At 52.5% G+C, this 20,808-nt stretch carries 20 protein-coding genes, 1 tRNA gene and 2 pseudogenes; 13 read left to right on the top strand and 10 right to left on the bottom strand.

The genetic code is table 11. The features are described 5' to 3' along the window. Nucleotides 1-185: 185 nt before the first annotated feature. A complete protein-coding gene (locus HP566_RS04875) occupies nucleotides 186-1,835 on the top strand; it encodes a methyl-accepting chemotaxis protein (protein WP_249976137.1) in 1,650 nt (549 codons plus the stop codon). Here the strand turns inward: HP566_RS04875 and rarD are convergent. Then, nucleotides 1,809-2,714, bottom strand: coding sequence for an EamA family transporter RarD (gene rarD, locus HP566_RS04870; RefSeq protein WP_249976136.1), 906 nt, complete (start codon nucleotides 2,712-2,714; stop codon nucleotides 1,809-1,811). The genes HP566_RS04875 and rarD overlap by 27 nt on opposite strands. 71 nt (nucleotides 2,715-2,785) lie before the next feature. Here rarD and HP566_RS04865 point away from each other — a divergent pair, with 71 nt between their 5' ends. Together HP566_RS04865 and HP566_RS04860 are read left to right on the top strand one after the other, a co-directional pair. Further along, nucleotides 2,786-3,598 carry an amidohydrolase gene (locus HP566_RS04865; RefSeq protein WP_249976135.1) on the top strand — a complete coding sequence of 271 codons (813 nt, stop codon included), beginning with the start codon at nucleotides 2,786-2,788 and terminating at the stop codon, nucleotides 3,596-3,598. Nucleotides 3,599-3,600: 2 nt separating this feature from the next. Continuing rightward, nucleotides 3,601-4,305, top strand: a complete 705-nt coding sequence (locus HP566_RS04860) for a pseudouridine synthase (RefSeq protein ID WP_249976134.1) — start codon at nucleotides 3,601-3,603, stop codon at nucleotides 4,303-4,305. A gap of 69 nt (nucleotides 4,306-4,374) precedes the next feature. Here HP566_RS04860 and HP566_RS04855 read toward each other — a convergent pair. The 4 genes and pseudogenes from HP566_RS04855 to gloB all read right to left on the bottom strand — a co-directional run. Further along, nucleotides 4,375-4,887: pseudogene (locus HP566_RS04855) on the bottom strand (ATP-binding cassette domain-containing protein); the annotation flags it as partial. Continuing rightward, nucleotides 4,883-5,386, bottom strand: a pseudogene (locus HP566_RS04850) (ABC transporter substrate-binding protein); the annotation flags it as partial. The pseudogenes HP566_RS04850 and HP566_RS04855, both read right to left, overlap by 5 nt. A 43-nt stretch (nucleotides 5,387-5,429) precedes the next feature. Continuing rightward, nucleotides 5,430-6,638 carry a transglycosylase SLT domain-containing protein gene (locus HP566_RS04845; RefSeq protein WP_249976133.1) on the bottom strand — a complete coding sequence of 403 codons (1,209 nt, stop codon included), beginning with the start codon at nucleotides 6,636-6,638 and terminating at the stop codon, nucleotides 5,430-5,432. Nucleotides 6,639-6,667: 29 nt separating this feature from the next. Then, on the bottom strand, nucleotides 6,668-7,435 hold the full coding sequence (gene gloB / locus HP566_RS04840) for a hydroxyacylglutathione hydrolase (RefSeq protein ID WP_249976132.1): 768 nt from the start codon (nucleotides 7,433-7,435) through the stop codon (nucleotides 6,668-6,670). Between the two features lie 99 nt (nucleotides 7,436-7,534). Between gloB and HP566_RS04835 the strand changes: the two genes are divergently transcribed. Genes HP566_RS04835 through nudC form a run of 4 tightly spaced genes read left to right on the top strand, consistent with a single transcriptional unit; the run spans nucleotide 7,535 to nucleotide 10,304 of the window. Continuing rightward, nucleotides 7,535-8,335, top strand: a complete 801-nt coding sequence (locus HP566_RS04835; RefSeq protein ID WP_249976131.1) for a class I SAM-dependent methyltransferase — start codon at nucleotides 7,535-7,537, stop codon at nucleotides 8,333-8,335. Beyond that, nucleotides 8,328-8,807 carry a ribonuclease HI gene (gene rnhA, locus HP566_RS04830; protein WP_249976130.1) on the top strand — a complete coding sequence of 160 codons (480 nt, stop codon included), beginning with the start codon at nucleotides 8,328-8,330 and terminating at the stop codon, nucleotides 8,805-8,807. The genes HP566_RS04835 and rnhA overlap by 8 nt, the downstream gene beginning before the upstream one ends. After that, nucleotides 8,795-9,538 carry a DNA polymerase III subunit epsilon gene (gene dnaQ / locus HP566_RS04825; RefSeq protein ID WP_249976129.1) on the top strand — a complete coding sequence of 248 codons (744 nt, stop codon included), beginning with the start codon at nucleotides 8,795-8,797 and terminating at the stop codon, nucleotides 9,536-9,538. Before rnhA ends, dnaQ begins: the two co-directional genes overlap by 13 nt. Then, the gene (gene nudC, locus HP566_RS04820) at nucleotides 9,525-10,304 is read left to right on the top strand and encodes an NAD(+) diphosphatase (RefSeq protein WP_249976128.1); all 780 of its coding nucleotides are present in this window, start codon (nucleotides 9,525-9,527) and stop codon (nucleotides 10,302-10,304) included. Before dnaQ ends, nudC begins: the two co-directional genes overlap by 14 nt. Nucleotides 10,305-10,326: 22 nt before the next feature. On the opposite strand, the gene HP566_RS04815 is transcribed toward nudC, so the two are convergent. Next, nucleotides 10,327-10,638: an SCP2 sterol-binding domain-containing protein gene (locus HP566_RS04815; RefSeq protein WP_249976127.1), complete on the bottom strand. Its 312-nt coding sequence runs from the start codon at nucleotides 10,636-10,638 to the stop codon at nucleotides 10,327-10,329. Between the two features lie 203 nt (nucleotides 10,639-10,841). On the opposite strand from HP566_RS04815, the gene sohB reads away from it, so the two are divergent. Continuing rightward, nucleotides 10,842-11,888 (top strand): protease SohB, encoded by a 1,047-nt coding sequence (gene sohB / locus HP566_RS04810; RefSeq protein ID WP_249976126.1) that lies wholly within the window; start codon nucleotides 10,842-10,844, stop codon nucleotides 11,886-11,888. Nucleotides 11,889-11,904: 16 nt separating this feature from the next. On the opposite strand, the gene HP566_RS04805 is transcribed toward sohB, so the two are convergent. Then, nucleotides 11,905-12,225, bottom strand: coding sequence for an ArsR/SmtB family transcription factor (locus HP566_RS04805; RefSeq protein WP_249976125.1), 321 nt, complete (start codon nucleotides 12,223-12,225; stop codon nucleotides 11,905-11,907). A 365-nt stretch (nucleotides 12,226-12,590) separates the two neighbouring features. On the opposite strand from HP566_RS04805, the gene HP566_RS04800 reads away from it, so the two are divergent. The 3 genes from HP566_RS04800 (at nucleotide 12,591) to HP566_RS04790 (ending at nucleotide 16,147) form a co-directional block, all read left to right on the top strand. Beyond that, nucleotides 12,591-14,507, top strand: coding sequence for a propionyl-CoA synthetase (locus HP566_RS04800; protein ID WP_249976124.1), 1,917 nt, complete (start codon nucleotides 12,591-12,593; stop codon nucleotides 14,505-14,507). A 151-nt stretch (nucleotides 14,508-14,658) separates the two neighbouring features. Next, nucleotides 14,659-15,327: a 7-cyano-7-deazaguanine/7-aminomethyl-7-deazaguanine transporter gene (locus tag HP566_RS04795; protein WP_249976123.1), complete on the top strand. Its 669-nt coding sequence runs from the start codon at nucleotides 14,659-14,661 to the stop codon at nucleotides 15,325-15,327. 16 nt (nucleotides 15,328-15,343) lie between these two features. After that, nucleotides 15,344-16,147, top strand: a complete 804-nt coding sequence (locus HP566_RS04790; protein WP_249976122.1) for an alpha/beta fold hydrolase — start codon at nucleotides 15,344-15,346, stop codon at nucleotides 16,145-16,147. A 119-nt stretch (nucleotides 16,148-16,266) separates the two neighbouring features. Here HP566_RS04790 and HP566_RS04785 read toward each other — a convergent pair whose 3' ends face one another. After that, nucleotides 16,267-17,400, bottom strand: coding sequence for an ABC transporter substrate-binding protein (locus HP566_RS04785; protein ID WP_249976121.1), 1,134 nt, complete (start codon nucleotides 17,398-17,400; stop codon nucleotides 16,267-16,269). Between the two features lie 151 nt (nucleotides 17,401-17,551). Between HP566_RS04785 and HP566_RS04780 the strand changes: the two genes are divergently transcribed. Both HP566_RS04780 and HP566_RS04775 read left to right on the top strand, forming a co-directional pair. Next, on the top strand, nucleotides 17,552-19,258 hold the full coding sequence (locus tag HP566_RS04780; protein WP_249976120.1) for a potassium/proton antiporter: 1,707 nt from the start codon (nucleotides 17,552-17,554) through the stop codon (nucleotides 19,256-19,258). A gap of 58 nt (nucleotides 19,259-19,316) precedes the next feature. Continuing rightward, nucleotides 19,317-19,407: transfer RNA gene (locus HP566_RS04775), tRNA-Ser, on the top strand. A 42-nt stretch (nucleotides 19,408-19,449) separates the two neighbouring features. On the opposite strand, the gene HP566_RS04770 is transcribed toward HP566_RS04775, so the two are convergent. Further along, entirely contained in the window at nucleotides 19,450-20,592 is a 1,143-nt protein-coding gene (locus tag HP566_RS04770; protein ID WP_249976119.1) for a tyrosine-type recombinase/integrase, read from the bottom strand. Continuing rightward, complete coding sequence (locus HP566_RS04765; RefSeq protein WP_249976118.1) at nucleotides 20,499-20,807, bottom strand: helix-turn-helix domain-containing protein; 309 nt, start codon at nucleotides 20,805-20,807, stop codon at nucleotides 20,499-20,501. Before HP566_RS04765 ends, HP566_RS04770 begins: the two co-directional genes overlap by 94 nt. Nucleotide 20,808: the final 1 nt, after the last annotated feature.

Here is a 20,808-nt window from a genome sequence, read left to right as displayed (position 1 = left end):
TTTTCTTCAAAGCGCTAGTTTAGCGCGTTATGGAAACGTTTACGGCTCTATTTAAGCGTTATCTCTGCCCCCAAAGTGCTACTTCATTCATCAGCACAACCCGTTAAGCTGACTGAGAAAGGTACGCTAATCCTTTCATATCGCCAGCGCTGCTCAATAACGTCAATTAAAAAAGAGTACTTCATATGCGACTGTTTCGTTTTCTGCTGCCTCTGGTACTGCTGGGTGGTTCCACCTGGCTGGTGTCACAAAGTAACTTGTTGTCCTATGTTGCTTTACTGGGCGCTCTGCTCGCTGGAGCTGGCCTGGTATTTAATGCGCTGATGGGGATTTACCATGCAAACCCACATCGTCTGGATACCTCAATACGTTGGATCGGCCCACTACGTGATTACGGCCTGCTACGCGCAATGGCTTATCGGTTGATGGCGCGTGCCAGTAGTACCGCAATAGCCTCAGCAGAGGTTTCTCACTACGCTGATCTTATGGATCAACGTCTGGCCAAACAGGAAATCATGGCCAGAGATGCATCTTCCAGCATGAATGCCATCAATGCTGCCATTATGCAGGTAAGCAGCAGTGCCACTCAGGTGGCAGCACTGGCTGAAAGTGCCCGCGAGGCCAGCCACCATAACCATAGCGAGCTGGCAGATATCATTAATGATCTGACCGAGGTGGCTGAGCAGTCCGATCAGGCGTTGGCGATGCTGACGGCGCTGAATGATAAAATTGAGCGGGTACGCAGTGTGACCTCTATGATCGAGGGCATTGCCGAGCAGACCCACCTGCTTTCATTGAATGCCTCCATTGAGGCAGCGCGGGCTGGGGAGCATGGCAAAGGGTTTGCGGTTGTTGCCGGAGAGGTACGCAACCTGGCGCATAAAACCTCAACTGCCACTCAGAGTGTTGATGAACTGGTGAAGGACATGCATCAGAGCGGTCATAGCGTGGTGTCAACCATGGGAGCGTTAATGACCCGTATTCGTGAGCGGTCCCAGAGTATGACGAACGTGGGGGGAAGCCTGGCGACGATCACCCAGGATTTTGATCAGGTGCAGCAGGAAATTACCAGTGTTGCCAAAGCAATGGCAAACACAAAAGAGCATAGCCAAACGGTTGCCGATAGCCTGCGCCAACTGGAAGCGGATGTGGACGAAGGAAACCGCAACATGCATGACTTGGCGGCCCAGGCCCGTGCGCTAATGGACGCAGCGGAAGGTGTCGATGGTGAGCTGGCGCAGCAACGTCTTGAAGGACGGCATCAGCAGGTATTTATCGCGGCGCGACAGGTAGCAGACAGGATTGGAAAGTTATTTGAAAAGGCACTTGGCAGTGGGCAGATAACCCAGGCGGCCCTGTTTCAACCGAACTACCGTGATATCCCCGGTACACAGCCTCCCTTGTATCACACGGGATTTGATGAGTTTACAGACCAGCATCTACCTAGCCTGCAAGAACCATTACTGTCTCAATACCGTTTAAGCTACGCGATTGCCTGCGACCGTAACGGCTATGTTCCGACTCATAATGAGGCGGTTAGCCGAGCGCCCACAGGTGACTATGAACATGACCTGGCCTACTGTCGTAGCAAGCGGATCTTTAACGACCCCACCGGTAGTCGCTGTGGTGCCCATGAAAAGCCACTGCTGCTGCAAACCTATAAGCGCGATACCGGTGAGATTATGCATGACCTTTCGGTACCGATTTATGTCAACGGCAAACACTGGGGTGGCTTCCGGGTGGGGTATCAGCCTGAGCGTACCCATGACAGTAACGCAATAGTGTTAACGGTTGCGAAACCGAACGTATCAGCTCACAGCCTGGCGCGTGCGTGATTGCCAGGAGGACCAGGAATAGAGGGCCAGCCCTGCCCAAATCATCATAAAGGTAGCCAGTTGAACCATACCTAATGGCTCACCGAAAATGAGGAGTGCAATCAAGAACTGGATACTGGGATTGATATACATGAGAAACCCCAGTGTGGATAGGCGTAGACGTCGGGCGGCACCAGCGAACGCCATCAGGGGCAGGGCAGTTAATACACCACTGACCATGAGCAGTATCGACGTGAACGTGTCATGTGAAAAGTGGGACTCACCCTGCCAGCTAAGCCAGGTGAGTGCCATTAATGCCAAGGGGAATAACAGTAGTGTCTCCACAAACAGACCTGATAGCCCATCAAGGGGTATCTGTTTACGAAACAATCCATAGCTGCCGAAGCTAAGTCCCAGCAGCAGGCTGATCCAGGGCAGCTCTCCAAGCATGACAAATTGGATGGCAATGGCGAGGCTTGCCAGCCCTAGTGCGACCAATTGCAGGCGTGCCATGATTTCACGCAAAACCAGCATCCCCAGCGCCACATTGACCAATGGGGTCAGGAAGTAGCCTAAACTGGCCTGTAATACCTGCTTGCTTTCCACCGCATAGATATAGATTCCCCAATTGAAGGCAATCAGTAGCGCACAGGCCAATACACGTCCCAGACGTTTAGGATGAACCAGTGCAGCAACCACAGGCGGCCAGCGCCTTAACACACTAATGAGCCCTACCAGGAAGAGGCACGACCACAAAATCCGATGAATCAAAATTTCAAAAGCGGGAATGCCATCAAAAAGGGCAAAAAATAGCGGGAAGCACCCCCACATGGTATAGGCAGTTAAACCAAACATGACGCCTTTCACCGCGTCAGGATTCCGTGGCCCAGGTGGAAACATAGCAGCCTCATTAATTAAAAATGCTAATCTATCACACATTTGGCGAATACACTGGCACAAAGGAGGCTGGCATGAGTCAACTGAAAACGAGCTTGGTACAATGCGATTTACGTTGGGAAGACCCCCAGGCAAATCACGCTCATCTTGAACAACTACTGGGCGAGCTGGATAGCCGCGATACCGACCTGATTGTCCTGCCCGAGATGTTTGCCACCGGCTTTACCATGAATTCGCGGGAAATGGCCCAGCCTATGGCAGAAAGCCAAAGCGTTGCCTGGCTTAAACAGCAAGCGAAGGCACGGGGCTGTGTAGTAACAGGCAGTGTCGCTATTGTGGATGGAGGGCAATACTTCAACCGTATGGTATGGGCGACGCCGGACGGCAGTGTAAGCTATTACGATAAACAGCACCTGTTTCGTATGGCAGGGGAGCATGAACGTTACGGCATGGGGAAACACCGCCAACTTGTTGAGTTAAAGGGATTTAAACTGCTGCTAAGTGTGTGCTATGACCTGCGGTTTCCCGTGTGGATGCGCCAACAGCCAGCGGAAGATGAACATTTCGAGTATGATGCGCTGCTGTGCGTCGCCAATTGGCCCGCCCCCCGCAGGCACCCCTGGCGGACACTGCTTCAGGCCCGAGCGGTGGAAAATCTTGCCTATGTGGTGGGAGTCAACCGTGTTGGAGAGGATGCCAAAGGGCTTGCGTACAGCGGCGACTCCATGCTGGTCGATTTTAAGGGTGAGCCACTGATCGACTACCCCGCAAATACTCCGTTTATAGAAACGGGGACACTGAACAAAACGGACCTGGATGCCTTTCGTGAAAAATTCCCAGCCTGGCAAGATGCCGACCGCTTTTTATTACTGCCAGGAGTTGGCTAATCATGCGCCTTGATCGCTTTCTAAGTGAAACGACGCCGTTAACCCGCAGTCTCGCCAAACGCGCGTTAAAGAATGGAGAGGTGACACTGAACGGGGAACCGGTCAAGCAGTCTGCCACTCGGGTGGATATCGAGCGCGATGTTGTAAAATTCAATGGAGAAACGCTGACATTAGTCGGGCTGCGTTATCTTATGATGCATAAACCTGTCGATGTTGAGTGTACCGCACGGAGAGGACTGTATCCGCGGGTGATTGATATGATTGACCTGCCGAAAGTAGAGCGCTTGCAGCCAGTGGGGCGGCTGGATGTTGATACCACGGGGCTGTTACTGTTAACCGACGATGGACAGTGGTCCCATCGCGTCACCTCCCCGCGGCATCGCTGCGCCAAAGTCTATATAGCCGATCTTGGCGAGCCTATGGAAGGCGAGGCCGCCCAAGCGGCAATCAATCACGTCGCGGAAGGAATCCTCCTGGACGGTGAGGAGACGCCAACTCAGCCAGCAGTACTACGCTTTTTAGCCCCCCGGCAGGCGGAGTTGACCATAACGGAAGGGCGTTATCATCAGGTAAAGCGAATGTTTGCTGCCCTGGGTAATCACGTCAATGCGTTACATCGGCGGTCGATAGGTAAGCTGGTGTTGCCAGATGACCTGGCCCCTGGTGAGTGGCGGGAGCTGACGGCAGAAGAGGTTGCCCGTTTTTAATAAACAAATTGTATTTATACCGTTATCTTGTTTCTCATAACATCCATCACCTACTTACTAAAACTATCTTCAGGCAGGAAGATCCTGCAAATGAGCGGCCTTGATCAGCGCTTTGGTATAAGAGTGCTGAGGGGCTGCCAGTACCTCAAGACAAGGCCCTTGCTCGACGACTTCGCCATCTTTTAACACCATTACCCGATGCGCCATTGCCCGCACTACCGCAAGGTCATGGCTGATAAACAGATAGCTTAACTGGCGGCGGGCCTGTAACTCGCGCAGTAACGTTACCAGCTGTTTTTGCACGCTACGATCCAGTGCCGAGGTAGGTTCATCCAGTACCAACAGCTCCGGCTCCAGAATAATAGCCCGTGCTACCGCTATACGCTGGCGTTGGCCGCCTGAAAATTCATGGGGGTAACGGGCGGCGCAACTTTCCGGGAGCCCCACTTCTCTCAAGGTTTGATGTACGCGCTGGGTCACTTCGCCCGCCGTTAGCTTGGGATAGTGAAAGCGTAATCCTTCGCTGACAATATCGAAGACGGGCATGCGTGGTGAGAGCGCGCCATAGGGGTCCTGAAAAAGGGTTGCCCTCTTCGCGCAGCAGGTTGAGTGAGAACACCACGTCATAAGCGGTTACCGGTTCGCCATCCTGAAAACGCGCTTCTGGTCTCAGGTCAAACTCTATCCATTCCCGATGGGGATCAAGACGCACACCTTCCGCCAGCAAACCGTACAAGCTAAACGGTTCGTTTGGGTTGCTGGCCATCAGGGTGTCGTAAATTTGTGAAATACCGGTAACCGGCGTACCACGAATGATAAACGGGTTTGTGGAGTCAAAGCTGCTGCCTACCGCTGTGTGAGTGATGGTGCCGCCTTTCGGAGCCAGCGGATTGACGTGAGGGAAGTAGGCAAAATCTGCTGGCAGTTCAGGGCTATCGTAAAGGGATAGCCCGTGTACCGTCTCCACTGGGCCGGAAGATGGCGCGCTGTTCCCGACCCCATCCGAGGCCGGAAGTGGGATGCTTAGCAGCAAGCTGCAGGTTAACAAAAGTGTTTTGGCAAACAACACACCGCGTGGCATTGGTAACTTCCTGTGTAAACAAAGCCTGTTTTAAATCCCCGTCTTAACGCCCTGAGAGGCTAATTAGTTGACCTGGCTGAAGCATCTCTGGTCGCTCCAGGGCATTCCACCTGATCAAATCTTGCTGATCCAGATTATAACGCGCAGCAATGGCTGACAGGCTGTCGCCATTTTCAACGCGGTGGATATCCGCGGCGTTCGCGGAAGCCAGGGTGCTGCTGCCAGGTTGCGAAAGCTGAGCTAATACCTGGGTATCTACTTCGTCCGGCACTAATAGGGTTTGTACACTGTTAGGGTCGATGCTGCCGTTAAGCAGGCCAGGGTTTAGCTCGGCCAGCGCGGATTGGTTGATATTTAAAAGCTGCGACGCTTGTGCCAGACTGACCGGTTGCGCAAGCTGTACTTTGGCGAAAGCCGGGTCAGGATGGATGTCGGGAAGGCTGACTCCGTACTGCTCTGGATCGTTGATAATGGTTGCAATCGCTTTTAGCTTGGGAATGTACTGCATCGTTTCATGGGGTAGCGACAAATCCCAGTACTCTCCTGCCAAGCCTTGATTATGCGCCTGCTGTCTGGCTCGGTTAACCGTACCGGCTCCAGCGTTATAGGCTGCCAATGACAGCATCAGGTCGCCTTCGTACCATTCGTCCGCCTGCATTTCCAGGTAATTCAATGCAGCTTCGGTAGAGGTCACAACATCCAGACGACCATCGTAGTTGCCATTACGCACAAGGCCCAAGGCATCACCGGTCCTGGGCATAAATTGCCATAATCCTGCCGCCCCCAAGTGGCTGCGAGCGCTGGGGTCGAAGGAGCTTTCCACAAACGGAATCAGTGCTATCTCTCCGGGCAGGCCGCGTTCGCTTACCTGTTGAGTGATCCAGGCAAGCCAGGGTGTGGCGCGCTCAGTGATAGCGACAATATTTTGTGGGCTTGCCCGATAATGCTCAATCCACTCATCCACTCTGGACTGGGCCTTTGGAGAGAGCAGTTTATCCTGCCATTGAAAGCTTGAACGTAGTGAGCTCCAGGCATCCTGGGGCTCTAACACAAGCGCTTCCCAAAAGTGAGTTTGGAAAGAGGTCGGGCGAGGCGACGTGGATGAGGTCTTACCAGCCGCGGAGGAGGAGTAACTGCTTGTATAGTTGGGAGCAGAGGCTTGTGAGCTTGCGGCCGCTGCCAACAACAGGCCCATAATTACGCTACTACCAGTGCTCAGTAACAAGCGCTGGCGAATCGTTCGATAGGTCATAGTCGGTTCGTTTGGTTTCGATAGCGTTCTTAAAAACGGTTCTTCCACTCACGTAGAGTGGTGAACGTGGCGAGTTCATCATCATTAGCTCCCTGAGTGCCTGCCGCCTGGCGCACGCTATCTGTGCCCACACGGAGATAGGGATTGATCTTCAGCTCGCGTCCTATCGTGCTGGGTAAGGTAGGCCGCTCCAATGCACGGGCCTTCTCACACTCCTGCAACGCATATTTGACATCTTGATTGTCAGGGTCCGCAGCACGCGCAAATATCAGATTCGCTTGCGTATATTCATGGGCTGCAAAGACCAGCGTATCATCAGGGAGTTCCGCAAATGTTTTTAATGATGCCAACATTTGTGCTGGCGTGCCTTCAAAAAGCCGACCACAGCCAGCGCAAAAGAGTGTGTCACCGCAAAACAGCAGTGCAGGAATCCCGGGGGTGAAGTAGCTGATGTGGTCCAGGGTGTGGCCGGGTGTTGCCATCACTTCAAACAGGCGGCCCATGATTCGCACTTCATCGCCATCGCCGACCTGTTCATTTATCCCTTCGATAGCTGGGTTGGCGGGGCCGATAACGCGAGGAGAGTAGCGACGAATCAACTCCTGGAGCCCACCCGTATGATCATGGTGATGATGCGTGATCAGAATGGTATCAAGTTGTAGGGACTCACGTTCAAGAAGCTCAATCACTGGAGCGGCTTCACCGGGGTCCACCACGCAAACTGTTTGACTGGTATCTTGTCTTAATAGCCAAATATAGTTGTCGCTAAGGGCTGGAATCGGTGTCACGCTCATCATGGGCGAGATCCTTTAAAGTTCAAATAAACGCGGGTGCGTGCGCAGAAGTTGGCGCACAAAGACGTTAAAAAGTCGTTACTGTGGAGGGAAGCGCTGTTCATGTCAAATTCGTCGATGGCACCTATGTTAGCCGAGCGTATGGCGCTAAGTCAGGCTTACTGGCAAACAGAGGCTGGTCGTTCGCTGTGGGACGTGCAGCGTGCTTGCCTGGGCCCTGTGGTAGAAGGTCGGAAAGGGGGGCATAGCCTGGAGATGAGCATGGGGTCGCCATTAATGACAATGTCTGAAATCCCCCATGTGATTCGGTGGGCTCCTACACGTGAGTTGGCAGAGTCCCCCTCTACGCTGGTATGTCCTCCTGATCAGTTAGCTCTGCCTGATCGTTGCCTGGATACCGTGGTTATTCACCACTGGTTAGAGCATCTTCAGGATGCTCACTACACGCTTCAGGAAGCCGCTCGGGTGACCGCTGATAATGGCATGTTGGTACTGTTTGGGTTTAATCCGGTTGGCTTAAGTGGTTTAACCCAGCGCTTGAGTAAAAAGCAGCCACAGTTCCCCTGGAACGGGCGGTGGCGTACTGCAAACCGGCTTCGCGATTGGTTGGCATTTGTCGATTTTGAGGTGGAGCGCGTAGACTATTGCTGTTTTCGTGGCGTGATGAGTGCCACCTGTGGCGAACGTTGGGAAGCATGGGGGCGAAGGCATAATTTGCCGCTGGGTGAAAGCTACATGATCCAGGCTCAGCGTCGCCAGCGACATGCGCCGGTAGAACGCCTCAAATTCGGGCTGCGAACTCCTGTGTCCTCCTCCTCTCTGGGCGCTACACGAACGGGGGCTTCTGTGCACTGCGAGTCTTCACGTCAAGGTCGTTTGAAAAAGGATAGAGAGAGTGAGTAATCAAGCAGCCGGGGAGTGGCCCAAGGTGACGGTATACACCGATGGGGCATGCCGAGGAAATCCAGGCCCAGGTGGCTGGGGAGTGGTGCTCTCTAGTGGCAAGCATGAGAAAGCGTTAAAAGGTTATGAAGCCGAAACGACCAATAACCGTATGGAGCTGATGGCGGCCATTATGGCGCTGCGAGCGCTTAATAAGCCTTGTAATGTGGCGCTCTGGACAGATTCACAATATGTACGGCAGGGTATTACCCAATGGATTCATAGCTGGATAAAGCGTGGTTGGAAGACTGCAGCAAAGCAGCCGGTAAAAAACGCGGAGCTTTGGAAAACACTCCACGAAGAGACTCAGCGGCATAATGTTGAGTGGCACTGGGTGAAAGGGCATAGCGGTCACCCTGGCAACGAGCGTGCTGACGCCCTGGCCAATGAAGCAATTGATGAGCATCAAAGGAGAGCATCATGCGCCAAGTGATCTTGGATACAGAAACCACCGGTATCGACCCGAAAGAGGGGCACCGTCTGGTAGAGATCGGTGCGGTTGAAGTCATCAACCGGCGTTTTACGGGCCGTACTTATCATCAATATATTAATCCCGAACGACATATTGACGCTGAAGTGGTGGCAGTTCACGGAATCGACAATGCCAGGGTGGCTAACGAGCCTGTCTTTGCTGAGATCGCTGATGATTTTTGGGAGTTTATCAAAGGTGCCGAGCTGGTTATTCATAATGCCCCCTTTGATGTGGGGTTTATTGATCATGAACTCTCAATGCTTAACCAGCGGCGTAATGCGCCGCCGCTAGGTCCTGTTCGTGAACACTGCCGTATCCTTGATACCCTGGCGATGGCACGGGCGATGCACCCTGGCCAGCGTAATAGCCTTGATGCACTATGCAAACGCTATGACATAGATAATGGTCACCGTGTTTTACATGGTGCTTTATTGGACTCCGAGATTCTGGCAGATGTGTATCTGGCCATGACGGGTGGCCAAACAGCACTAACGCTGGATGCTGAAGCCTCCTCAAACAAACAGCAGAATACTCAGATGGATGAGGGGTTGTCTGTGCAGCGCCTCTCGATTACCCCTGGTCAATTGCGAGTCATACGGCCCAGCGCCGAAGAGCAAGCGGCGCATCAAGCTAAATGCCAGGCACATCAACTGCGCTGGTTCGGGGGAAGTAATACCGATGCTCAGGCGTGAAATCCCTCATCATGCCCGCGAGGGGCGCGTCATTTGTGTATCGCGCAGCCATTTGGCTCCCGCACCACTGGTCGAGGGAGAGGGGCTTAGCCCCTTGCAGCCGATACAACCCTGGACTGAACGGATGCAACCCCTCTGCTATTGGCACGATGAACCCGTCGCGCTTTTGGTTGAAAGTAAACCCGGAGAGGATTGGATAGAGGGGCGTCAGTGGTTGGGAGAGTTGCCCGCCACATGGTTCGGCCTGCTTTCAACAGCTCTGCAGGTGGGGGCCTGGTTGGAGAACCATCGCTTTTGCGGTCGGTGTGGCGCAGAGGCTACCAAGCTGGAAGCCGAGTTTGCGATGCACTGCCACGCTTGCGGGCACCGTAATTACCCGAGGATTTCGCCCTGCATTATTACGCTAGTAACCAGTGGTGAGGCCATGTTGTTGGCACGAAGCCCGCGATTTCCGCCTGGACGTTACTCGACCCTGGCGGGTTTTGTCGAACCTGGGGAGTCTGCGGAAGAGGCGGTGCATCGAGAAATATTTGAAGAGGTGGGTGTACATGTCGATAATTTGCGTTACCACCAAAGTCAGGCTTGGCCATTTCCACACTCGCTGATGTTTGGCTTTTTTGCAGAAGCAACTACCCGACGTATCAAGATCGATGGTGTCGAAATCCAGGACGCGGCATGGTTTTCGCCACGCCAGTTACCGGCGTTGCCGCCCCCTTACTCTATTTCCCGTGAGTTAATTGAAACGCACCTGGCCCGCTGGCGCTAAGCGCGAGCGGGCGGCACCGTGACTATTGATTAGGGAACAGTGTCGTGAGTTTGGTGGCCAGCATGACGTTGCCAGTGGCTTTTAATTTACCGGTCATGAACGCCGTCATGCCATTGATATCGCCATTCATAATGCCTTTTAACGTGTCGGTACTCATACTCAAACTGACAGAAGGATCATCGTGCTCACCCTCCTGGACATCCAGGGTACCGTCCTGAATATTCAAATAGTGACTGCCTGCATCCGAAAAATGAAACTGAAACACCTCATCCATTCCTTGCGCGGCCTCTGGGTTAAAGCGGGTCTGCAACTTTTCAAGCGTATTCGATGACATAGTAGGCTTCCTGATGGCTTGTATGTGAGTTAAAAAGGGGCATTGTTAAGGGGCTCGATAGTGCTTCAATGCGTTATCAATGAGATTATTTTAAACAACCGTTTTAATCAAGCGCCGCTGCCCATAAGCATATAAGTATGTGACTGGATAGGTGGAAAAGCTGATTGATTTAATCGTTTAAACACAGTGGTGGGAGAGAGTAGATGAGCGAATGGGTCGCTGACATGGCAACGTTTCTGATCCAGACAGTAATTGTTGTGGCACTGCTGGGTATTGGGTTGCTACTGGTAATGCGTAATAAGGGGGCGGGGGATAGTGGCCTTAAACTGCATGTTGAATCGTTGAATCACCAGCGTCGCTCACGGGGACGCAGATTACGTATCACCACCACTGAACATGGCGCGCGAAAAAAACTGGCTAAAACGTTTCGCCAGGAGGAAAAAGCGCGCCATAAGGCAGCCAAGCAAGGTAAAAGTGAGCGCCAGAATGTTCCGAAAGTGTGGGTGCTGGATTTCCACGGGGATATAAAGGCGTCGCAAACGGAGCAGTTTGCCCAGGAAGTGTCTGCCATTATTGATGTTGCTGGAGCTGACGATGAAGTGATTGTACGCCTGGAGTCCGCCGGTGGGCTGGTTCATGCCTATGGTCTGGCGTCTGCACAGCTTGACCGCCTTCGTTCAGCAGGTTTAATAACCACGGTATGCATCGATAAGGTTGCTGCTAGCGGCGGTTACATGATGGCATGCACCGCCAATCACATTAAAGCCGCTCCGTTTGCGGTGATCGGTTCCATTGGTGTTGTCGCTCAGGTGCCCAATGTACATCGCCTGTTAAAGCGCCACGATATTGATGTTGAGCTGCTCACCGCTGGAAAATATAAACGTACGCTGACGGTGTTGGGAGAAAATACCCAGGAGGGGCGCGAGAAATTTATTGAGAATCTGGAAAATACACACCAGTTGTTCAAGGACTATGTTTCTGATCATCGTCCGGAAATGGATATCGATAAGCTGGCCACCGGAGAAATATGGTATGGCAGTGAAGCCCTTGAGCAGCAACTCGTTGACAGTGTAGGTACCAGTGAAGCGTATTTAGTAGAGCGAATGGCAGAAGCGGATGTGTACCACGTTAAACTGGAGCCGCCGAAAACCATCAGCCGTAAAGTAGGCCTGGCGATTTCGGCGGGTGTTGAGCAGGCCGTTATCAAAGGACTGGGCCTGATTGACGCAGCTGGCTGGCAACGTCGATGAGCTTAGGGTTGGCCTGTTAAGCGGCGTAGTGATGCGCCAAGGTATTGATAATTGCCTTGGCGCTTTCGCTGCTGAGGGAGTAGTAAATAGTTTGCGATTCCCTGCGGGTATTCACGAGCTGGTCACGACGCAAAATTGCCAGGTGCTGTGAAAGCGCTGATTGACTCAGTTCCAGCTGTTGATTGATTTGAGTTACCGAAAGCTCTTTTTCAGCGAGCAGGCAAAGAATTTGCAGGCGTTTTTCATTGGCCAGGGCTTTAAGCAAATTAGTGCCTGCTTCAATGGCATGGCAATTATGCTCAAGGAGGCGTGAGGCGGCGCTTGTAGAAGCTGACATGGGAGATCTCCTTGCCTACACTGTTGTGACAGCGTTGTTATGGTTGTTTAGGCACTTTTAGTTAGTCACTGTTTTATAGACGCTGTTGCGCCGTAAAGACTATATTCAGCGCGAAGACTATGTTGAAGACTATGGTTCATGAATATCTATGTTATTTAATGATCAGTAAATTAGCGGGTTTTGTCCAAACCCCAGTTTAACGATTTATCAATGGTAGGGTTCTTACCATATTTGTCGACAATTCCTGTTATCCTGTAAGGCTTTGGTCGCATTTCATCCCATAGTATGAGGGTATGATCAGTTTTTACTTTATAAAGTGTCAACAATCAGTTTCGCTTCGTTGACACTATAAAGACAAGGTCACCATGAGCCATTATCAGCGCACCTACCAGCCGTCTGTAAAGCACCCCGAAGCCTTTTGGTCAGAACAAATCAAACGGGTTCCGTGGTACACACCTCCCACCACCATCCTAAGTTACGATGAACAGCAGCATGCGCGTTGGTATGGCGATGGCGAGCTGAATATCTGCTATGCCGCTATCGATCACCATGTCGCACAGGGACGAGGCGAGCAGCCGGCTATCTTCTGGGACTCACCTGTTACTCAGTCCAAGCAGACCATCACTTACCAGGAGTTGCGTGATCGCATTGCTTGTTTTGCCGGTGGCCTTGAACGCTTGGGTGTTACTAAAGGTGATCGAGTCATCATCTATATGCCGATGGTGCCTGAAGCCTTGATTGCCATGTATGCCTGCGCACGTCTTGGGGCTGTGCATTCGGTTGTCTTTGGTGGTTTTGCATCTCACGAGTTGGCCGTGCGCATTGAGGATGCTGAACCCAAAGTGGTGGTAATGGCATCCTGTGGTATCGAAGTCGATAAGGTGCTGCCTTATAAACCGATAGTTGAGCAGGCCATTGCGCAGAGCAGCTTCAAGCCTGAAGCGTGTGTTGTTTACCAGCGAGATCTTCATCGGGCGGTTTTAGGCCCGGATGATTATGATTGGGATCAACTGATTACCGATGCTCCTTTTGTGGACTGTGTGCCCGTCAAGGCGACCGATCCGCTCTATATCCTCTATACCTCGGGGACTACCGGCAAACCAAAAGGAGTGATTCGGGATACGGGGGGCTATGCGGTAGCGTTGGCGTACTCAATGGAAGTCATTTATGCCTTGAATCCGGGTGATGTGATGTTTACTGCTTCGGATGTGGGCTGGGTAGTGGGGCACTCCTATATTGTCTATGCACCGCTGTTACGAGGATGCACGACGGTCATATACGAAGGTAAGCCGGTAAAAACCCCGGATGCGGGGAGTTTCTGGCGGCTCATTGATGAGTACAAAGTAAAAAGCTTTTTCACTGCGCCGACGGCTTTTCGGGCGATTAAAAAAGAGGATCCTGATGCCCGCCTGCTGGATTGTTACAATATCAGCTCGCTGCAGCACCTTTATGTCGCTGGAGAGCGTTTGGACCCACCGACATTCCACTGGTTGGAGGGTTTGCTGGATGTACCGGTGATTGATCACTGGTGGCAAACAGAAACCGGCTGGCCGATCGCTGCCAATCTGCCAGGCATTGAAGCCGTGCCCGTTAAGGCGGGTTCGGCAACTTACCCGGTGCCGGGGTTCAATGTGCAAATACTTGACCGGGATGGAGAACGTGCTGGGCCGATGCAGCAGGGCAGTGTAGTCATTAAACAGCCGATGCCTCCCGGTTGTTTAGCCGGTATATGGCGTGACCCTCAGCGCTTTCATAGTGCGTATATGGCTGCATTTCCTGGTTACTACCTAACTGGTGATGGTGGTTATTTTGATGAAGACGGTTATCTATTCATTATGGGTAGAACCGATGATGTCATTAATGTGGCAGGCCATCGACTCTCCACAGGTGAAATGGAGGAGGTTGTGGGTGGGCATCCTGCAGTTGCTGAGTGTGCGGTTATTGGCATTCATGATGAGCTAAAAGGGCAATTACCTATTGGCCTGGTGATCCCTAAGGATACCTTTGATGGAAATGACGTGACGCTGGAGGCGGAGTTGATTGCCCTCGTCCGTGATCGCATTGGTCCGGTAGCCTGCTTTAAGCAAGTTCTGGTGGTGAGCCGCCTACCCAAGACCCGCTCTGGGAAAATTCTGCGCAAGCTGCTGCGAAATATTGCCGATGGCAAAACCTATGGCATTCCCTCCACCATTGATGACCCCACCAGCCTGGAAGATGTATATGTCGCTATGTGTGAGCGCTCCGTTGGAGCTGCTGATCAGGCCAAGCCCATAGACCCCTAAAGTGGTCACTGTGCCAATCACAAAGCTGCCCAATTGATCGGGCGGCTTTTATTACATGTCGGAAGGCGTATAATGCGCGCCCCAGTGGCGTTAAAGACGCATTTGTGAGGGTTCCCTAACCCCTCGTGGCATTAATAAAAAGGTCGTCTGCATGTTTGCACTAACCGATACGCAATACCACCGTTGCCTGCTGGTGATGGTCACCTTTCATATTGGCATCATCGCTGCTAGTAACTATCTGGTTCAGCTACCTTTTACGCTGTTTGGTTTTCACACCACCTGGGGAGCGTTCAGCTTCCCCTTTATTTTTCTTGCCACCGACTTAACCGTACGGTTATTTGGCAAAGGCCCTGCACGCTCCATTATTCTACGTGTGATGTTTCCGGCATTGGTGATTTCCTATCTGGTTTCGGTTGTTTTCCCACGGGGAAGTTTTGCAGGCATTGAAGCACTGGGCGAGTGGAATATGTTTGTCGCCCGAATCGCTCTGGCCAGCTTTTTAGCCTATGTGTTAGGTCAGTTGCTGGATGTCCAGGTCTTTGACCGCTTGCGTCAGTGGTCATGGTGGGTAGCCCCTGTATGTTCAACGGTATTAGGCAATTTGGCGGATACCTTTGCCTTTTTTTCGACTGCCTTTTACAACAGCCCGGACCCCTTTATGGCCAAGCATTGGGTTGAAATTGCCGCTGTTGATTATGTGATCAAACTCGGCATTAGCCTGCTCTTCTTTTTACCTTTATATGGCCTGCTACTCGCCTGGCTAACCCGCCGTCTGGTGGTATGGACAAGTCAAGACGATGTGTCACCTCGCACCGCATAGCGGTTAAGGAGTCTGCATGACTGAATTTGCCACTGTTGATCTCCATGTGATCGATCAAATGAACGAGACAGCAAGCGAAGATCAGCTTCCATTAGTGGTAATTCATGGCCTGTTGGGCAGCGCTGATAACTGGCGGTCGCATCTCAAAGTGTGGCAACGTCGCCGCCGGGTCATTGCGGTCGATTTGCGTAATCATGGACGTTCACCCCATGCCGAGGGCATGAGTTATACCGTGATGAGCCAGGATGTATTGAAAGCGCTGGACAACCTGTCTATTGAGCGTGCTCATATTCTGGGCCACTCTATGGGTGGAAAAGTAGCGATGACGCTTGCCTGTATGGTGCCGGAGCGTTGTGCATCACTGATCGCTGCGGATATAGCTCCTGTGGCGTATCAACATGGCCATGATGATGTATTTGCCGCGCTTGAACGGGTAAGGAAGGGCAAGCCCACCAACCGCCGTGATGCAGATGCATTGCTTGCAGAGCATGTGGCGTCGAGACCGACGCGGTTGTTTCTTGCCACCAATCTGGTGCGTAACAGTGATGGGGAGATGACCGTACGGGTTGGGCTGGATGAAATCCAGCGCGGTTATGAGTCTATTATCGGCAAGCCCGATGGAGATCCCCCTTTCGAAGGGCCAGCGCTGGTACTGCGCGGAGCTGATTCTCGCTATGTCAGCGACGACATGTTGCCTGCGTTGCGCGGGGTGTTGCCCAAGGCTAGAGTCGTTACGCTTAAACAGGCTGGCCATTGGCTCCATGCCGACCAGCCTGAAGCATTCCAGCAGGCGGTTGAGGCATTTATTACCGCCCAGTAAGAGGGTTAAAGCGGCATAAGCGTTAAGTTTATGCCGCTCTAGTGGGTGTAAAAAACGATGCAAAATACGCATCCTCGAAGGAGGGACAACGTGGGTGTTCAGGTGCTTGATGTTAAACGCTATAGTGAATGTGGATCGATAGCCAGCCGAGAAATGGGCAATACCTCGTCGATAAGACCATTCTGCAGCAGAAAGCTTTCAAATGCCTTATAGCGTCTGGCGTCAAGCGCGGCGGGGCTTAGGGCCATCCGTCTCAATAGATCTTCCCAGGCAGCAGCATTGATAGTGTTATCCAATACGGGGTGGGAGGTGGCTAATAAAGTCCAGGCTGCATCAGGATTGTCAATAATCCAATAACTTGCTTCTTCCAACGCAATCAAAAAGCGTGCCCATGTAGGCGCCCTGCGAATCACTGAGTCACTATTGGCAAGCACAATTAACCCATCATGATGAGGTATTTCTACATCGTGGTATTGAATGACATGGGTAGTGATGCCTTCGGTGGCAAGCTGCGGGGGTAAGTAGTGGAAGTAGCCATCGGCAATGGCATCAATCCTGCCTTCCCGTAGTGGGCTGGCCGCATCAAAGTGAACGCTTTCGGGTGGAAGAAAACCATCTGTTTGCCTTATTGAGCGGGGCAATAGTCGCTCTATCACCACATCTCTACCCTCCCTGGTAGCAAACCCATAATGCAGGCCCGCTAGAAGAGTCGGGGTATCCTCTATTTGCTCTGAGCCTGCCACGATAACCGCATTTAGCGGGGTTTCAAACAAGGTGCCGATGCGGCTGACCGGCACGCCATCGTGGGCATTGAGATGAAGTAATGGCTGGCGTGATAACGCAAGATCCACTTCACCCGCTGCCAGTAATTTGATAGCAATGGAAGGGTCAGCAGGGGTTTGCAGTTCCACCTCCAGCCCTTGAGCTGCAAACAGTCCGCGTTCCTGCGCAACTATTAATGCCGCATGCTGGGGGCTCAGGTACCAGTCCAGCATCAACGTAAGTTGCTTGAGCGGCGGAGGCTCTAAAGGCGGTGGTGGTATTAACGCCATGGTTGGTGCTGCTTCATCAATAGAGTCCTCTGGCGGCTGCCAGAACGTTTCTGGAACCACTACCTCACTTTCGAGGCTGAGTATCTCAGTGGTGAGAGCTTCTTCATTGTTCTCTTCATTTGCGTAAACAATTGAATTTGAAAATAATAAGCATAGTGCTAGAAGCACCAGTGGCCAGGAGCGGGAAATAGAGTGCAACATAAACAGTAACTCCAAACGTCGTGACGGCGGAGTGTAGCCGGGTGATTAAGTGTCTGACCAGCCCTTTGATACGCAAACGATTCTAGATGACACAGTAAATTAACGGGTGACATGTAATAATAGGGCAGTATTGATGTAGAGATGGAGAGACATGGACGCAATTTATACGTTCTTTTTAGTTGGCGGTTCCCTCATGGCGCTCAGTATTTTAGCGAGCCGCCTTTCATCAATGGTGGGCGTGCCACTGTTGTTGATTTTCCTCGGGCTTGGCATGCTGGCCGGCGAAGAGGGCGTGCTGGGCGTTGTGTTCGATGATTACTCAATGGCCTTTACGATCGGCCACCTGGCGCTGGCCATGATCTTGTTAGATGGTGGCTTGCGTACCCGCTTAAAAACGTTCCGTGTTGGTTTCCGGCCTGCACTTTCTTTAGCTACTTTCGGGGTTTTTATTACCAGCGCCATCGTTGGCATTATTGCGATGTGGGTGTTTGACCTGACCCTGGTTCAAGGCCTGTTGGTCGGGGCCATTGTAGGCTCAACTGATGCGGCCGCCGTTTTCTCCATGCTTAGCGGCCGCGGTGTTAACCTTAACGAGCGGGTGGGTGCGACGCTGGAAATTGAATCGGGTACCAACGACCCGATGGCCATCTTCCTGACCTTGATGTTTGTTGAGCTGCTGGTGGGGGATATCGGTGGTGTCACCGAGACGACGTTATTCTTTATTGCTCAATTTGGTATTGGCCTGCTTGTTGGTCTGGGGGGGGGATGGGTAAGCGCGAAAATTCTGCGCTGGCTTGACCTCGCACCGGGCCTTTACTCCATGCTCGCACTGGCGTTTGGGTTCAGTGTGTTCGGCCTTACCAGCGTGCTGGGAGGCAGTGGCTTCCTGGCCATTTATCTTGCAGGTCTGATGATTGGTAACCAGCCTGGTCGCCATCTCAACTTTATTCTGCCGGTGCACGATGGCCTGGCATGGCTAAGCCAGATTGGCCTATTCCTGGTGCTGGGGTTGCTGGTAACCCCCAGTCAGTTGTGGGATGTCGCGTTACCCGCCAGTTTGGTAGCCCTGGCCCTTATTTTTATTGCCCGGCCATTGGCGGTGCTGATCACCATTAAGCCTTTTTTCAAGTTTCGTTGGCGCGAAACGCTATTCATTGCCTGGGTAGGGTTACGTGGCGCAGTACCTATTGTCCTGGCTATTTTCCCTGTGATTGGCGGGGTGGAAAATGCTTCGCTCTACTTTAATGTTGCCTTCGCAGTAGTGTTGATGTCGCTGCTGATACAGGGCGGCTCGCTAACGGTGATGGCGCGCTGGCTGAAGGTTGAGGTGCCGGTAGGCACCACGCCTGACCGCAGGGGGCCGTTAGGGGTCCTGCCTGAAAACGACTTTGAAATGTTTGTTTACGTGGTGGAAAACCAGGATCTGGAAGATGTACCCATCAGGCTGCTGCGTTTTCCATCAGGCGCGCTGATCTCTGCACTGTTTCGTAATCATGTCATGCTTCATCCCAAGGGCAGCACACGCCTTAAGTTAGGTGATGTCCTTTGTGTGATCGGGCGTTCGGAAGACTTGATAGCGCTAAACCGACTTTTCAATGGCGATGCCAAGCTAAAGCAAGAACGCGCGTTCTTCGGCACCTTTACCCTCGAAGGTACCGCCCAAATGCAGGATGTTGCTCAGGCGTATGGTTTAACGCTCAGTCCTGGCGAGCAGAATATGACACTGGCGGAATTCGTCTCTCTTCGCGTAGGTGGACACCCTGTAGTGGGTGATGACGTTGACTGGCATGGCATACACTGGGTAGTTAGTGAAATGGAGGGCGGAAGTATCACTCGCGTAGGTCTCAGGCTGTACTGATGTGCGCAAAAGGCGTTGACTTCCAAGGGAAAGCTGTTAGTATACGCACCCATAAGCCGGAGGGATGGCAGAGCGGTTGAATGCACCGGTCTTGAAAACCGGCATAGGTGAATAGCCTATCCAGGGTTCGAATCCCTGTCCCTCCGCCATATTGATACTAAAGCCTCGTTTTTACGGGGCTTTTTTCATTTCTAGGCTCTACGCTTCCTGTTCAATAGCCCTTCGATTAAATGTACCGGTTTTTCAGTGTGTCCAGATTGTGTCTGGGAATGCTCGACCACCTCTGCCGGTGTGCTGCCTGTTGTGCGTTTACCCAACTGATTAACTGCATCGCGGGCGCGGTGGGGTGCTAAGTGTGCATACTTCTCTGTCATCTTGATGGTCGAATGCCCCAGCACTTCTTTTACATCCAGCAGAGGGACGCCTTCGCTGACCATCCAGCTGGCGCAAGTATGTCTTAGGTCATGAATGCGGAAGTTCTTAATCAGCGCTTTTTTGCACGCACTCTTAAACCCTTCACGTAGACACCCAAGCCGCTCGCCGTTCGATTTTGCAAATACCCATTCGCTGTGCGGGCAGACATTAGCTACCCATGTCCAGCGCCGCTTTAATGCTGCTAATGCCGCATCGTTCAGCGGTATCGAGCGGCGCTTAGCGCTCTTGGTGTCTTCACCTTCCAGGTGAAGTAGGGCATTATCGAAGTCGACCCGTGACCAATTCATCTTTAACAGCTCGTTCATTCGAGCGCCGGTGTTCAGGCCCAAAAGAATGAAATCTGCAAGTCGCTCTCCGTTTCTCTGCATTTTGGCTTTTGCTACTAGCCGATCCGCTTCTGCATGAGTGATCCATCTCACGAGTCCCTCTGGCTCCTTGAGCTTCCTGCCGCGAACAGGATTGCTCATGGGCCACTCTAATTGCTCAATCGCGTGATTGATCATCGCGCTGAGAATCGATAGCTCCCGGTTAATAGTCGCAGGCTTAACGCCATCGGCTTGCCGAGCAGAGATAAACTCCCGCACGTCCTTTCCTGCCATCTCTTCCATGATTACGTCTGGCCCAAAGTGGTCATACAAGCGTCCGACGCGACGCTGTATATCCTTAAAGGTGCGCTTTTCCTTGCTGACCACTAAAAACTCGGTAGCAACCTCGGCAAAGCTGTGCTGGGGCGATTTACCCCAGGCATTCTGTTGGTAGAGTTCTGACCGCCACTTTGCTTCCAATGCTTTCGCTTCCCGGTAGTCTACCGTCCCAGTAGAGCGTCTAACCGGCGCACCGCCTCCCGGCGGGGTGATTTTGGTCCACCAGTACGGTGAACCCTTACGTTTGTGGGGCATGGTGTTTCTCCTTTCACCACGCCGGGCGCGTAATTAGTTTGCTGCCCAGCGCAGTCGGCGTCCAGTTTTTGCCGCAATCGCTCAGCGTGAATCATCCGGCGCTTACCCATCCGCACAACGGGAAGGGTGCCGTCATCCATCCAGCGGTACACGGTGGCCACCGACACGCTCAGCGCTTTGGATGCCTCTTTTGGGGTGTAGGTAAGCACCGACATA

The organism is Vreelandella olivaria, assembly GCF_023507745.1.
GTDB lineage: Bacteria > Pseudomonadota > Gammaproteobacteria > Pseudomonadales > Halomonadaceae > Vreelandella > Vreelandella olivaria_A.
Note: the sequence above shows the minus strand (reverse complement) of the source record. Positions and strands in the feature narration are given on the sequence as shown.